The organism is Mesorhizobium sp. M1399, from assembly GCF_040317735.1.
GTDB lineage: Bacteria > Pseudomonadota > Alphaproteobacteria > Rhizobiales > Rhizobiaceae > Mesorhizobium.
The window spans coordinates 299,419-313,292 of the sequence record NZ_JAMYKZ010000009.1; the positions used below are offsets into that span (position 1 = coordinate 299,419).

Below are 13,874 nucleotides of genomic sequence, written 5' to 3' on the forward strand. Positions count from 1 at the left end.
CGAAGGATCGCTACAGAGCGTTTGCTATTGCCCCTGAAACGCACGGCCGACCCACGCCTCGACAGCTGTTACTTCCCCAGCTCTACCGACCGCAGCCGCGCCGCTTCCACCGCCTCGGTGAGCAGGCGTGTCAGCCGGTCCTCGCCCATCAGTACTGCAAGGGCCGCAGCCGTGGTGCCGTTGGGGCTGGTCACCTGCTGCCTGAGCACGCCGGGCTCCTCGCCGCTTTCGGCGGCCAGCGATGCGGCGCCGTAGACCGTCTGCATTGCCAAGAGCTTGGCAGTCCCGGCCGGCAGGCCAGCCTTCTCGGCGGCCACCGTCAGCGCTTCGATGAAATGGAAGATATAAGCTGAACCGGATCCGGAGACTGCCGTCACCGCGTCCATCAGGCCCTCGTCGTCAATGTCGGCCACTTGCCCGCTCGCCGAAAGCAGATCGGCGACAAGGTGTTTGGTGTCCTCGGAAACCAGCCTGTTGGAAAACACCACCATCATGCCCTTGCCGATTGCCGCCGGCGTGTTGGGCATGCAGCGCACGATCGGCGCGCGGTCGCCGAGAATGCCTTCGAACGTGGCGACCGGTGTCCCGGCGGCGATGCTGAGGAAAGTGGTTCGGCCATCGTTGAAGCGGATGTAGCCAGCCGTCACGTCGCGGATCACCTGCGGCTTGACCGCCATGACGACGAGGGCCGGCACGGCGTTGGCCGGTATGGCGCCGACATCCGCGGCAGCACCGCAGCCCAGTGCTTCGGCACGCTTGCGCAACTCGGCATTGGGCTCGACCACGAACACCGCAGCCGGAGCGAGCTTGCCGGCTTTCAGCCAGCCGGAGAGCATGGCGTAGCCCATATTGCCGCAACCGGCGAGAACAAGCCTGATCGTCATCGAAGCTCTCCATTCGAAATGGTTGGCTTTGCCATAGACGTTCGTGGACGGACGGGGAAGCCCCTCTCGGACCTTGATCAGGGGCCGGGTTATGTCGCCGCTTTCGCCGCCTGATCGGGCTCGGTCAGTCCTGACCCGATCACTCTGGACGGCCAGGTTCGGCCCATCCCAGACTAAAAACAGGGATTGCAGACGAGGTGGGAGCGATAGCCTGGATTCTCCAACAGCGCACCAAAGCCGACAAGAAATCCTCCCCAACCAAGCACAACTGCCACGGCCACGACGCCGACTCCCATAGCCATCTTGCAAGCCGCCACGGCCCCTGAAGAAAAGCGCCATCGGCGTATCAAAGCAAGGATTGCGGTCCCTGCCAGCAGACTAAGCACCGGAACTCCGAAGAGCACAGCGTGCATCTCCAGCATCAGCGCAAACGGAGTGTCTGGCGTTATCATACGGATAGCCTCCCCCGAATTCTGACGGTGTTCAAGAGGGCGACTTCATGAACCCTTAACCGACATCCCGCCATTTTTCGAGTGATCGACCAATCGTGGGCGACGAACTCGATGGCATTGTCTTAAGGCGGGAAACGAGGTCTCTCAGCCGACCAAATTAACCTTTTATTTCCTATGCCTGTTTAGCATCGCTTAACCAGTGGACGGTCGCTACGTCCCAGCCCTAGGGGAAAGCTCCAGGAACCATGGCTTACAGGGATAATCGTCAACACTGGAGGAACGAGCGGTCTTTGCTGTCGCTCGTCGAGGCAGTGCGCGACGAGGACGAAGCATCGCTGGTTTCGCTAGAGGACCGTGCAGGCCCGTCATGGCGCGAGGATGCCGCCACACGCCATCGTCTCGCCCGGTCGCGCCGCGAGGCGCGTGCCAGTCCGATCCTGTTGGCAGCCGCCGGTACAAGCCAGCTCCGTCCTGATGGGCCGGAGGCCGGCACCATACTGACGGAAGAGCCTGCAGCTGCCGATGTATTGTTCGACCCCGCTGGCTCCCTTGGCGGCCGCGATGCCGGTCCCGCTGAGGACAAAGCGTACCGGGCAGCGCGTCGGCGTCCGATCGGTACCGTGTTGTCGGCGCTGCGCAGGCTCATGCCCGGCAGAGCGCCGGAGGAGATGGCGTCCGGCGAGACTTCCGCCGCGACAAATTCCGGCGCAGCGATGCCGCCTGCCTTCGATCTACAGCCGCTCTATGCCGGACAGCCACCTTATCCGCAGCAACCCACGCCGCAGCATTCGGCCTATACTCAGGCCTGGTCGAAGGAGGCAAATCAGGTTTCGGAAGCCGCCGATCAGCAAAGCCAGATCGAGGAAATCCGTGCCAGCCTGCGTGAATTCCGCGAAGCGGTTCGCGAGCTCACCGAAAACCGCACGCGCCGCTATTTCTAAGCGTCGAATAAAACATGCCGGTTTCGAGTTAGCGGCATGGGACGGCGCATTGACGGGATTGCCCGGCTCGATTTTCGTGAAAATGCCGCGCTGCATGTCCGCCCGGCTGCGCATGGTTCTGGGCAACGACATGCATAAAAGGTATCTGGAGTACGCCGCGGGGATGCTTTAACGCGGCAGGCTTAGGCGATCGGCGTCGAGGGTGGTTCATGGCTGAGTTGATTGACGGAAAAAGCGTCGCCGAAGACGTGGTGCGGCGGGTCAAGGCCCTGGTCGCCGAACTGGCGGAAAAGGGCGGACGGCAGCCCGGCCTCGCGGTGGTCATCGTCGGCGAGGATCCGGCGAGCCAGGTCTATGTCGCCTCCAAATCCCGCACCGCCAAGGAATGCGGCTTCCATTCGGTTCAGCACACGCTGCCGGCCGAGACCTCCGAGCCGGACCTGTTGAAGATCATCGGCCAGCTCAACGCCGATCCGGCCATCAACGGCATCCTGGTGCAGCTTCCGCTTCCCGGCCATATCGATGCCGGCAAAGTCATCCAGACCATCGCGCCGGAGAAGGATGTCGACGGCTTCCACTTCATCAATGTCGGCAAGCTCGGCACCGGCGAGCTCGAGACCGCCTTCGTGCCTTGCACGCCGGCCGGCTCGATGCTGCTGATCGAACGGGTGCGCGGCAAGGATCTGTCCGGCCTCAATGCGGTCGTCGTCGGGCGCTCGAACATCGTCGGCAAACCGATGGCGAATCTACTGCTTGCCGCCAACTGCACGGTCACCATCGCACACAGCCGCACCAGGGACCTGCCGGCGCTTGCCCGCACCGCCGATATTCTGGTCGCAGCCGTCGGCCGGCCTGAAATGGTCCGCGGCGACTGGGTCAAGCCTGGCGCCACCGTCATCGACGTCGGCATTAACCGCATCGCCGCACCTGAAAAGGGTGAAGGCAAGACCCGCCTCGTCGGCGATGTCGAGTTTGCCGAAGCAGCGAAGGCGGCCGGCGCCATCACGCCGGTGCCTGGCGGCGTCGGGCCGATGACCATTGCCATGCTGATGGCCAACACGCTAGCTTCCGCCTACCTCGCAGCCGGGTTGAAACGGCCTTCCTTCTGACCAGAGAGCAGCGTCCTTGCCGAACCTCACTGTTCCCTTAGAACGGCCGGTCACCAATGATCCCGTTCAGGGCGGCCGGCAGTTCGGGTTTCTGCTGGTCGACAAGTTCTCCATGTTCTCGCTGGCCGCGGCAATCGACACGTTCCGGTCGGCGAACCGGCTGCTCGGCCGCGATTTCTATGGCTGGACGACGGTGTCGGCCGACGGCGATGCCGTCATGGCTTCCAACGGCCTGCCGCTCAAGATCGACTACGCCGTTGTCGATCTGCCGCCGGTCGATATCCTTTTCGTCTCGGTCGGGCTGACGACGGAATTTCCCGGCAAGAGCAAGGTGCTGGCGGCGCTGCGCAGCTGGGGCCGGCGCGGCAATGCGCTCGGCGCGCTTTCGGTCGGCTCCTATTTGCTTGCCGAAGCAGGCCAGCTCGATGGCTATCGCTGCACCATCCATTGGGAAAACCGCGCCGGGTTCCTCGAACGCTTTCCGGACATCAACTGCACCGGCAACGTCTTCGAGATCGACCGCAAGCGCTACACCTGCGCCGGCGGCACCACCTCGATCGACCTGATGCTGGAAATCGTGCGCGGCGATTTCGGCTCGAGTCTTGCCAATGGCGTCGCCAACCAGTTCCAGCATGAGCGCATCCGCTCGGCCGGGGACCGCCAGCGCGTCGGCCCGGAACGCGACCTGACCGGCAAGTCGGAGAAGCTGCGCCGCATCGTCGAGCTGATGGCCGACCATCTCGACGAGCCGCTGTCGGCGGTGCAGCTCGCCAAGTCGGCGGGCCTGTCGGTGCGCCAGGTCGAGCGCCTGTTCCTGCGCCATCTCAGTGTGACGCCCGGGCGCTATTACATGCGGCTCAGGCTCGAGCGGGCGCGCGAATTGCTGCGCCAGACCAACATGCCGATCCTCGACGTGGCAATCGCCACCGGCTTCACCTCGCATTCCTATTTTGCCCAGAGCTACCGGCTGCAATTCGGCCGGCCGCCTTCCGAGGAACGCCGCACGACCTATTGAGGGTTTGGCAGAGAGGCGACGCAGCTTCGTACTCCGTCCGGGCTTGTGTCGCGACGCGGCGTCAAATAGCGTTCCGGCGCCGAGCGGCGGCGACTGACGGGGGAGATTTTTGATGGCGGGATTTGTGCGGAGCGTCGCTGCGGCGGCCCTGTTGCTCTGGACGACGGGGTTCGGTTTCGCCGCCGATCGCGTCATCGTCATTCTCGATGCCTCCGGCTCGATGTGGGCGCAGATCGACGGCAAGCCCAAGCTCGAAATCGCCCGTCAATTGCTGCGGAACGTGCTGCAATCGGTCCCGGCCGATGAGGAAATCGGCCTCATGGCCTATGGCCATCGCGAGAAGGCCAGTTGCGACGACATCGAACTCATCGTGCCGCCGCAGGCAGGCTCGGCAAGTGCGATCTCAGCCGCGGCCGACAGCTTGAAATTTCAGGGCAAGACGCCGCTGACCGCCGCTGTCAAGCAAGCGGCGGAAGCATTGAAATACACCGAGGACAAGGCGACGGTCGTTCTCATCACCGATGGCATCGAGACATGCAGCGGCGATCCCTGTGCGCTCGGCAAGGAGCTTGAGGCTGCCGGCATCGACTTCACCGTCGATGTCGTCGGCTTTGGCCTGACGGCTGCCGAAGGCAAGCAGGTCGCCTGCCTGGCCGATAACACCGGCGGCAAATATATCGAAGCATCGGATGAAAAGGCATTGCAGGACGCCCTCGTCGAGACCGTTGCGCCGCCGCCATCCGCTCCTGAACCGGCTGCCGCCCCGCAGCCTGCTCCCCAGCCGGCGCCTGCCCAGCCGGCGGAGTCCAATTTCGTGCCCACCGTCGTGCTTGCCGAAGGTGGCGATCCCGTCACCGACGGCAATGCCTGGGAGATCTAGGCAATGCCTGGGAGATCTATAAGGCGAATTCCGACGGCACGCGCGGCGATCCCGTCGCCACCGAATACGGCGCCTACAAGGGCAATCTGGAGGCGGGCGACTATATCGTCGTCGCGCGCGCCGGCGAGGCCAAGGCCGAACAGAAGATCAAGATCGAGCCTGGCCAGGTCGCCAAGCCGCTCTTCACGTTGAATGCCGGCACGCTGGTTATCCACCCGCGGCCAAGCGAAGGGGCGGACGTTGACGGCGGCGCGGCGGTCGTGATCGCCTATCCAGGCGTCGACACCCTGCCGACCTACTATGGCGACACGAAAGTCGTGCTGCCGGCCGGCGACGAGAAGGTGACCGTCACGATCGGCCAGGGCGTGGTTACCGAGACGGTCCCGCTTGCCGCCGGCAGGGTCATCGACAAGGATATCATCGTCGGCGTCGGGCATGTCGTCGCCAACGCCTACTATGCTGCCGGTGGCGACAAGGCCGAGGGTTCTGGCGTCGGCTTCAAGGTGTTCCAGGCGAAAAAGGACATCGGCGGGACCAGGCAGGAGGTGACCTATGCCTACGGCCCCGACAGCAAGTTCGATCTGCCGCCCGACGATTATGTAATGGTCGCGACCGTCGATCTCGCGGTGGCCGAGCAGCCGTTCAGTGTCAAAATTGGCGAACATCAGGATCTGAAGATCGCCATGAACGCCGGCGTGCTGGCGATCACCGCGCCAGGGGCCTCGAAGATCGAGATATTCGAGGCCAAGAAGAACATCGATGGAACCCGCAAGTCGGTCGGCTACGCCTATGACCAGAAGTATCAGGCCACCTTGTCGGTTGGCGACTACGCGGTGGTTTCGGAGAAGTCGGACAGCAGCTCGAAGGAAGGCGCGGTAACGGTCAGGGCCGGCGCGCGAGCCGAGCTGACGGTTCAATAGATCCAAGGGAGAGCGGCCACCAGCCGCTCTTCCTCATGGCCGAAAAAGTCACGCCACGCCGAAGGCGCTCGCGCCATGGTCGGCGCGGCCCACCATCTGCCGGAACCCGGCGAAGAGCTCCCGGCCGAAGCCGAATTCATTGCCTATGAGGTCGCTGTCCGCGGGCCGGCGCAGTGCGAAATCGCCGGCCGGCACCAGCACCTCGAGCGTTCCGGCCTCGGCGTCGAGCCTGATAATATCGCCGTCATGAATCCTGGCGATCGGCCCGTCCTCCGCCGCTTCCGGCGTCACGTGGATCGCCGCCGGCACCTTGCCGGAGGCACCCGACATGCGCCCGTCGGTAACCAGCGCCACATGCTGGCCGCGGTCCTGCAGGATGCCGAGCACGGTGGTCAGCCGGTGCAATTCCGGCATGCCGTTGGCCTTCGGGCCCTGGAACCGAATGACGGCGATGAAGTCGCCGGTCAGCGACCCCGCCTTGAACGCCTCGTTCAGCCCTTGCTGGCTGTCGAACACCTTGGCCGGTGCCTCGATGATGCGCCGCTCCGGCTTGACCGCCGATGTCTTGATGACGGCGTGGCCGAGATTGCCTGAAAGCACTTTCAGCCCGCCGCTCGGCTGGAACGCCTTCTTGAACGGCGCCAGCACCTTCTCGTCGCCGCTCTGGCGCGGCGAGGCCTCGCGCACGACGCCGCCATCGGCGCCGAGCTTGGCCTCGACCGCGTAGGGGCGCAGCCCTTCGCCCCACACCGTCTGCACATCCTCATGTAAAATGCCTGCGTCGAGCAGTTCGCGGATCAGGAAGCCGAGCCCGCCGGCGGCGTGGAAGTGGTTCACATCGGCAAGGCCGTTCGGATAGACCCGCGCCAGCAGCGGCACCGCTTCCGAGATGTCGGAAATATCCTGCCAGGTAATGGCGATGCCGGCCGCCGCCGCCATGGCGATCAAATGGATGGTGTGGTTGGTCGAACCGCCGGTGGCGTGCAGGCCGACGATACCGTTGACGATCGAGCGCTCATCGATCATCCGCCCGGCTGGCGTGTAGGCGTTGCCGAGCGCTGTGATCGCCAGCGCCCGCTTGGTCGCTTCCCTGGTCAGCGCGTCGCGCAGCGGCGTGCCCGGATTGACGAACGAGGCGCCAGGCGTGTGCAGGCCCATGATCTCCATCAGCATCTGGTTGGAATTGGCGGTGCCGTAGAAAGTGCAGGTTCCCGGCCCGTGATAGGATTTGGATTCGGCTTCGAGCAGTTCGGCCCGCCCCGCCTTGCCCTCGGCATAGAGCTGGCGGATCTTGGCCTTTTCGTCGTTCGGAATGCCGGTCGTCATCGGCCCGGCCGGGATGAAGACCGCCGGCAGATGACCAAAGGTCAGCGCCGCGATCACCAGCCCCGGCACGATCTTGTCGCAGACGCCGAGATAGACGGCGGCATCGAACATGTTGTGCGACAGGCCGATCGCCGCGGCCATGGCGATCACGTCGCGCGAGAACAGCGACAGCTCCATTCCGGGCTGGCCCTGGGTTACGCCGTCGCACATCGCGGGCACGCCGCCGGCCACCTGGGCGATGCCGCCGGCCTCGCGGGCCGCGTCCTTGATCAGTGCCGGAAACGTCTCGAAAGGCTGATGCGCCGACAGCATGTCGTTATAGGAGGTGATAATGCCGAGGTTCGGCACCCGGTCGCCGCCAAGCGCCACCTTTTCGGAAGGACTGCACACGGCAAAGCCATGGGCCAGGTTGCCGCAGGACAGCACGGCCCGGTTGGCGGTGCGGTTCGAGGCTTCGCCGATGCGGCCGAGATAAGCCTCGCGACCGGGCCTGGAGCGCTCACGGATGCGCTGGGTGATGGCTTCGATGTCGCGTCTTGCGGTCATGGCGGTCGGTCCTTTCAGGCGAGGTCCCGCAAACACCTTCCGGCTGTTGCCGGGACCTGCAGCCAAGTTGAGATCAGGGTGCCCAGAAAACCTCTACGGGCTTTTGAGTTGCATCGAGCACGGCGCGAATGGGCTTTCGTGTTCCAACTCCAAGCGCGGCCTCGAATGCGGTGCGTTTTTCCGCGCCCTCGATATGCAGCGCGATGAAGGCGGCATTGATGATCCGCGCCAGTGACAGCGTCAGCCGCGGCTCGCCGGCGCTTGCCGCGTGAACCGGAAGCACGATCCTTTGCGACGACGGATCGAGCAATCTTGCCAGGTTGTCGGCATCCGGAAAGAACGAGGCGGTGTGGCCATCAGTTCCCATGCCGAGCACAACAACATCGAGGGGCCAGGGCAGCACTTGCAGCGCCTCACTGTCGGAGACCGCTGCGCCCGCGATAGTTGCCGCAGCGTGGTAGAGCGGCACGAAATTCGCGGCGGCGGCCGCGTTCTGCAGCAGGTTAGCGGCAACCAGACCGGCATTGGAGCGCGGCGACGAGGGCGGCACGAAGCGCTCGTCGACCAATGTTATCGTCACCTTTTCCCAGGCGATAGGAACGGTCGAAAGCGCCGCGAAGAATTTCGCCGGCGTCGTGCCGCCCGAGACTGCAAGCAGTGCCGTGCCGCGCTCGGCGATCGCCTTTGACAGGCGGCCGGCGACGTGGCCGGCAAGCGCTGTCGCCAACTCCTGGCGTCCGGCAAATTCGTGCCAGTTGTAGGCGCCGCCTAATTGCTCTCGTGCCATGTCCGCCCATCGCGTTCGATCAGCGCAATCGAGGCCGAGGGGCCCCATGTGCCTGCGGTGTAGCCTTGCGCCTCTTGCCTTCCGCTTTCCCAGGCGTCCTGGATCGGGTCGATCCATTTCCACGCAGCCTCGACCTCGTCGCGGCGCATGAACAGCGTCTGGTTGCCACGGATGACGTCCATGATCAGCCGCTCATAGGCATCGGGCGCGCGGCCGTCGAAGGATTGCGCAAAACTCATGTCGAGCGGGATCTGGCGCAGCCGCATGCCGCCCGGGCCCGGATCCTTGATCATGATGAACTGCTTGACGCCTTCGTCGGGCTGCAGCCTGATGACCAGTTGGTTGGCGGAGACCGGCCCGGCGCTCTCGCCGAAGATCGAATGCGGGATTGGCTTGAATTCGATAACGATCTCCGAAACGCGGGTCGCCAGCCGCTTGCCGGTGCGGAGGTAGAACGGCACGCTGGCCCAGCGCCAGTTGCCGATCTCGGCCTTGAGCGCAACGAAGGTCTCGGTGTTGCTGTTCTTGCCGAGTTCCTCGACATAGCCCTTCACCGGCCCGCCGGCCGAGGCGCCGGCACGGTATTGCCCACGCACCGTGTGCTTGGGCGCTTCGTTGCCGTTGATGCGTTTCAGCGCCCGCAGCACTTTCAGTTTTTCGTCACGGACGGCATCGGCGTCCATCGACGACGGCGCCTCCATGGCGACGAGGCAGAGCAGCTGCAGCATGTGGTTCTGTACCATGTCGCGCAACGCGCCAGCCTTGTCGTAATAGGTGACGCGGTCTTCCAGGCCGACCGTCTCGGCCACGGTGATCTGCACATGATCGACATTGGCGGAATTCCACAACGGCTCGTAGAGCGCGTTGGCGAAGCGCAGCGCCATCAAATTCTGCACCGTCTCCTTGCCGAGATAGTGGTCGATGCGGAAAATCTGGCTTTCATGGAAGTCGTCGCCGACCAGGTCGTTGAGCGCGCGCGCCGAAGCGAGATCGCGGCCGATCGGCTTTTCCAGCACGATCCGCGAATTCGGCGTGATCAGCCCGTGCTCCTTCAGCTTGTGCGAGATGTCGCCGAATAGCGCCGGCGCCACCGCCAGATAGAAAGCGCGGATGTGTTCGCTGTCGCCGATCGCCTTCTTCAGCCTGTCGAAGCCGGCACCTGTGGTTGCGTCGGCCGGGACATAGGAGAGCCGTGCGAGGAACGTTTTCAGTTCCGTGGCGTCGATATCTTCCGGTTTCACATGATCGGCAATCGCCTGCCTGGCGAAAGACTGGAATTCCTCATCGGTCATCTTCGAACGTGATGTGCCGATTATGCGCGTCGGCTCGGAAAACTGGTGGTCGCGCTGCCGGTGGTACAGTGACGGCAGAAGCTTGCGTTCCGACAGATCGCCGGTGCCGCCGAAAATGATAAAGTCGAAAGGGTCGACGGGGATGATCTGGCTGGTCATGGTCTGTCCGCTCTGACGCCGGTCGCGATAACGCGGCTGATATAATCTAATCGATTTAAACTTGCCAGTGTCATTGCGTCACATCCGCGTGTGCTCTTGACACCGGCTCTGGCCGGAGGCTTGTCGGCAAGCGATGCTTCCGGGAGCGTTCGCAGGTGCAGCATAGAGCGGGATCAAGGCGAAAGCCAAAGGAGAAATCGGCAATGGACACACATCTTTCGATGGCCATGGCCAAACGCGTCGTCGATCGTCTTCAACGATGAGTGAGAAAGGCATGCGCCTCCAAAACAAGGTCGCCATCATCACCGGCGCTGCCTCGGGCTTTGGCGAGGGCATGGCCAGGCGCTTTGCCGAGGAGGGCGCGCGGGTCGTTGTCGCCGATCTGAACGCCAAGGACGCAGAGCGCGTCGCCGGCGAGATCGGCGAAAAGGCGATCTGGACCCAGACCGACGTCTCGCTGCGGTCCGAATTCGACGACATGGTCCATGCTGCAATGAGCGCCTTCGGTCGCATCGACATCATGGTCAACAATGCCGGTTACACCCATCGCAACGGTGACATGCTGGAAGTCGACGAAGCGACCTTCGACCTGATCACGTCAGTCAACATGAAGGCAATCTACAACGCAGCACTTGCCGTGGTGCCGGCCATGGAGCGGCAAGGCGGCGGCGTCATCCTGACGACGGCTTCCACGGCCGGTATCAGGCCGCGGCCTGGTCTCACCTGGTACAACGCATCGAAGGGCTGGGCGATCACCGCGACCAAATCGATGGCGGTGGAACTCGCGCCAAAGAACATCCGTGTCAACTGCCTGTGCCCGGTCGCCGGCGAGACCGGCATGCTTGAGAAATTCATGGGCGCCGACACACCCGAGATCCGCGAGAAGTTCCGCGCATCGATCCCGCTCGGCCGGCTTTCGACGCCGCTTGACGTGGCCAATGCCGCGCTTTGGCTCGCATCGGATGAAGCAGCTTTCATCACCGGCGTGGCGCTGGAAGTCGACGGCGGCCGTTGCATTTGAACCCCTAGGCCATCCGGCGACAGGCGGCTGATGGCGAGCGATCCGAGCCGCGATCGCTCTGTCTGTCCTACGCCCCGGTTTTGACGTAGCTCTTGTAGACCCAGCCGCGCTTGCCGTTGTAGACGATCTGGCACCACTGCTTGCAACTCATCACTTGCACCGAGGTCTTGGCCGGCACGGTGAGAATGGCGGCCGCATTCTTCTTTGGGCCGGTGCGCATGGTGACGGATCTCAGGATGCGTCCGGTACCGGCAGTATTGGTTTTTCCGGATTTTGCCTTGGTGCTGTTGTCGTCTTCGCTCGCGGACTGCGTCGGCAGTTGCGGCTTGGGTGTGGGGATGGCAGCGGTCTGCGCACCGTCGGGCCCTGTGTTTTTCGTCGAGCTGCCGGGAGCCGCCACCTTGGCAAACAATGCCGCAGCGTCGGGTTTCGCTGCCGGATCGGCGAATGCCACCGAAGCAGACGATTTATCGGCCGCCTGATCGGTCTGGCTTGCCAGTTGGTCGGATGCTGCTGTGGCGGCGGCCGATGCCGTCTTTGGTCCCGTCCAGCGGGGATCGTTGGGAGCCAGCGCCGGTATGTCGGCTTCCGCCGCGGCCACCGCCGGGGAAACCGCGTCGGCCTTGCCCGTCGTCCGCGGCGCCGCAGCGACCTTGGAAGGCATGATCTTCGTCGTCTTGACCGGAATGGTCGGAACGGTCTGCTCAGGGCTCGCCGCCGCCTGTCGTTCATTGGCCGGCAAGGCCAGCCACAGCGCCACTGCGGCAACGCCGAGCAGTGCTGCCGTGCCAAGCGCAGCGATCACGAGATGCGCGTTCGACCGGACCCCGTGCCAGAACGTCGGCCGCATATCGTAACCGAATTGCATCGCAAGGCGCCGTCGTTCCGGCGCACCGAAACTGAAGGGCTCTCTCACACTTGCCACCTCCATTTGCGGGCCGATGTTCTCACGACCGATGCCGGAGAGCCGGCATTTCGATCGGCATCGTTCCCAAACCAAAAGCGGGCAGGCCCGCAAAAATTCCCCGTTCAGCTGCCCACGAGCATCATCTTTCGCCCGCGATTGTGGCATCACTGCGCCCTTGGCGGGGATTCTGCGCCCTGGTTAAGGATTCTGCAACGCCTGGTTAAATCCTGTCCCGCAACGCGTACCAGTTGAGCGCAAGAAAGAGCAGTGGCGCGCGGAAACGCCGGCCGCCGGGGAAAGGCGGAATCTTCAGATCCTCGATCAGCTTCAGCCGGTCGCGGTTGCCGGCGACCGTCTCGGCATAAAGCTTGCCGAAAAAATTGGACAGCATGACGCCGTGGCCGGAATAACCACCGACCGAGATCACATTGGGCATAACTTCGCGCACGAACGGCTTTCTCGGTACGGTGATGCCGACATAGCCGCCCCAGCCATGGGTGATCTCAATGTCCTTCAGTGCCGGATAGATCTCGGCGATCTGCCGGCGGATGTGGATGTGAATGTCCTTGGGATCGTTGACTGCGTAGATCTCGCGCCCGCCAAACAGCAGCCGCCCATCCTTCGATTTGCGGAAATAGCGCACGACGAAGCGCGAATCGTCGACCGCCTCGCCACCCGGCAACACTTTGGAATCGGCGCCCAGCGGTACCGTTGCGCCGATGAATGAGCCGATCGGCATGATATGCGAAGCACTCACCGGCTCGAGCGTGCCGCCATAGGCGTTGACCCCGATCAAGCACTTCCCGGCGATGATCGTGCCCTTCGGCGTCGTCACCCTCACTTTGCCGCCGCCGGAGGTGATGCCGGTCGACGGTGTCTGCTCGAAAAGCTTTGCGCCGGCCTGTGCCGCGACTTTTGCGGTGCCGATCACCAGCTTCAGCGGATGGATGTGGCCGGTGCCCGTGTCGCGGGTGCCGCCGAAATAATGCGTCGAGCCGAGCCGCTCGGCTGTCTCCGCGGCATCCATGAATGAGATGTGCGGATAGCCGAACCGGCTTGCCATGATCTCGGCATGTGCCTTGTAGTCGTCGACATAGCGCTTTTTGTGCGCCACCGACATTTGGCCGGGCATATAGTCGATCTCGATCTGGTGCACCGCGGCGAAGTCGAGGAGATGCGCCTTGGCCTCTTCGGCCAGGTCGAACAGCGCCTTGGCGCAGGAAAAGCCGTATTCCGCTTCCAGCTCCTCTGCCCAGGCCCGCTGTCCGGTGCCGAGCTGGCCGCCATTGCGGCCCGATGCGCCGTCACCGAAACGATGCGTTTCGATAAGCACGACATCCGCGCCTGACTTGGCGAGATGAGCCGCAGCCGACAGGCCGGTAAAGCCGCCGCCGACGATCACCACGTCGCATGTCCGGTCGCCGTCGAGCGCCGGATATTCGGGCCTTGGTCCGGCCGTGTCCTCGTACCAGGAGCGGCCGGGGGAGATTGGGGATTGGTAAGTCATGATGCTCGGCTAGGGGAGTAGGGCAGTAGGGCAGTAGGGCAGTAGGGCAGTAGGGCAGTAGGAAATTTGGGGCGTAGGGCAGTTAGGAAGATAGGGATTTCATGGGGTCACGGAGTCAGGCTTTCTTG

The 13,874-nt window shown here is 63.7% G+C and carries 13 protein-coding genes; 6 read left to right on the forward strand and 7 right to left on the reverse strand.

The genetic code is table 11. The annotated features are described in order from the left end of the window. Nucleotides 1-68: 68 nt before the first annotated feature. Nucleotides 69-884, reverse strand: coding sequence for a pyrroline-5-carboxylate reductase (proC, locus tag NKH05_RS18190; protein ID WP_353025837.1), 816 nt, complete (start codon nt 882-884; stop codon nt 69-71). Nucleotides 885-1,626: 742 nt separating this feature from the next. On the opposite strand from proC, the gene NKH05_RS18195 reads away from it, so the two are divergent. From NKH05_RS18195 to NKH05_RS33125, 4 genes are all read left to right on the forward strand, one after another. Next, on the forward strand, nt 1,627-2,277 hold the full coding sequence (locus NKH05_RS18195) for a hypothetical protein (protein WP_352547856.1): 651 nt from the start codon (nt 1,627-1,629) through the stop codon (nt 2,275-2,277). Nucleotides 2,278-2,486: 209 nt separating this feature from the next. After that, nucleotides 2,487-3,386: a bifunctional methylenetetrahydrofolate dehydrogenase/methenyltetrahydrofolate cyclohydrolase FolD gene (gene folD, locus NKH05_RS18200; protein WP_352493826.1), complete on the forward strand. Its 900-nt coding sequence runs from the start codon at nt 2,487-2,489 to the stop codon at nt 3,384-3,386. Nucleotides 3,387-3,402: 16 nt separating this feature from the next. After that, entirely contained in the window at nt 3,403-4,401 is a 999-nt protein-coding gene (locus NKH05_RS18205; RefSeq protein WP_023719415.1) for a GlxA family transcriptional regulator, read from the forward strand. A gap of 112 nt (nt 4,402-4,513) precedes the next feature. Further along, nucleotides 4,514-5,281: a vWA domain-containing protein gene (locus NKH05_RS33125; RefSeq protein WP_502913239.1), complete on the forward strand. Its 768-nt coding sequence runs from the start codon at nt 4,514-4,516 to the stop codon at nt 5,279-5,281. Here NKH05_RS33125 and NKH05_RS33130 read toward each other — a convergent pair. Continuing rightward, nucleotides 5,278-5,496 (reverse strand): hypothetical protein, encoded by a 219-nt coding sequence (locus NKH05_RS33130; protein WP_502913240.1) that lies wholly within the window; start codon nt 5,494-5,496, stop codon nt 5,278-5,280. The two genes, NKH05_RS33125 and NKH05_RS33130, sit on opposite strands and share 4 nt — an antisense overlap. A gap of 45 nt (nt 5,497-5,541) precedes the next feature. On the opposite strand from NKH05_RS33130, the gene NKH05_RS33135 reads away from it, so the two are divergent. After that, the gene (locus tag NKH05_RS33135) at nt 5,542-6,201 is read left to right on the forward strand and encodes a hypothetical protein (protein WP_502913241.1); all 660 of its coding nucleotides are present in this window, start codon (nt 5,542-5,544) and stop codon (nt 6,199-6,201) included. 48 nt (nt 6,202-6,249) lie between these two features. On the opposite strand, the gene edd is transcribed toward NKH05_RS33135, so the two are convergent. The 3 genes from edd to zwf all read right to left on the reverse strand — a co-directional run bounded on the left by edd (nt 6,250) and on the right by zwf (nt 10,311). Further along, a complete protein-coding gene (edd, locus tag NKH05_RS18215; RefSeq protein WP_352547852.1) occupies nt 6,250-8,073 on the reverse strand; it encodes a phosphogluconate dehydratase in 1,824 nt (607 codons plus the stop codon). A gap of 73 nt (nt 8,074-8,146) precedes the next feature. Then, nucleotides 8,147-8,860 (reverse strand): 6-phosphogluconolactonase, encoded by a 714-nt coding sequence (gene pgl / locus NKH05_RS18220; protein ID WP_352547851.1) that lies wholly within the window; start codon nt 8,858-8,860, stop codon nt 8,147-8,149. After that, entirely contained in the window at nt 8,842-10,311 is a 1,470-nt protein-coding gene (gene zwf / locus NKH05_RS18225; RefSeq protein WP_023719411.1) for a glucose-6-phosphate dehydrogenase, read from the reverse strand. The genes pgl and zwf overlap by 19 nt, the downstream gene beginning before the upstream one ends. Nucleotides 10,312-10,585: 274 nt before the next feature. Between zwf and NKH05_RS18230 the strand changes: the two genes are divergently transcribed. Beyond that, nucleotides 10,586-11,332: an SDR family oxidoreductase gene (locus NKH05_RS18230; RefSeq protein WP_023719410.1), complete on the forward strand. Its 747-nt coding sequence runs from the start codon at nt 10,586-10,588 to the stop codon at nt 11,330-11,332. 67 nt (nt 11,333-11,399) lie between these two features. Here the strand turns inward: NKH05_RS18230 and NKH05_RS18235 are convergent, their stop codons facing one another. Continuing rightward, on the reverse strand, nt 11,400-12,200 hold the full coding sequence (locus NKH05_RS18235; protein WP_245278604.1) for an SH3 domain-containing protein: 801 nt from the start codon (nt 12,198-12,200) through the stop codon (nt 11,400-11,402). Nucleotides 12,201-12,459: 259 nt separating this feature from the next. After that, the gene (locus NKH05_RS18240) at nt 12,460-13,746 is read right to left on the reverse strand and encodes an NAD(P)/FAD-dependent oxidoreductase (RefSeq protein ID WP_352493830.1); all 1,287 of its coding nucleotides are present in this window, start codon (nt 13,744-13,746) and stop codon (nt 12,460-12,462) included. Nucleotides 13,747-13,874: the final 128 nt, after the last annotated feature.

Excerpts from the sequence above, each read along its gene's own strand:
- proC (WP_353025837.1), bottom strand. The coding sequence starts at position 884 with ATGACGATCAGGCTTGTTCTCGCCGGTTGCGGCAATATGGGCTACGCC.
- folD (WP_352493826.1), top strand. The coding sequence starts at position 2,487 with ATGGCTGAGTTGATTGACGGAAAAAGCGTCGCCGAAGACGTGGTGCGG.
- NKH05_RS33125 (WP_502913239.1), top strand. The coding sequence starts at position 4,514 with ATGGCGGGATTTGTGCGGAGCGTCGCTGCGGCGGCCCTGTTGCTCTGG.
- edd (WP_352547852.1), bottom strand. The coding sequence starts at position 8,073 with ATGACCGCAAGACGCGACATCGAAGCCATCACCCAGCGCATCCGTGAG.
- pgl (WP_352547851.1), bottom strand. The coding sequence starts at position 8,860 with ATGGCACGAGAGCAATTAGGCGGCGCCTACAACTGGCACGAATTTGCC.
- zwf (WP_023719411.1), bottom strand. The coding sequence starts at position 10,311 with ATGACCAGCCAGATCATCCCCGTCGACCCTTTCGACTTTATCATTTTC.
- NKH05_RS18230 (WP_023719410.1), top strand. The coding sequence starts at position 10,586 with ATGCGCCTCCAAAACAAGGTCGCCATCATCACCGGCGCTGCCTCGGGC.
- NKH05_RS18235 (WP_245278604.1), bottom strand. The coding sequence starts at position 12,200 with ATGCAATTCGGTTACGATATGCGGCCGACGTTCTGGCACGGGGTCCGG.
- NKH05_RS18240 (WP_352493830.1), bottom strand. The coding sequence starts at position 13,746 with ATGACTTACCAATCCCCAATCTCCCCCGGCCGCTCCTGGTACGAGGAC.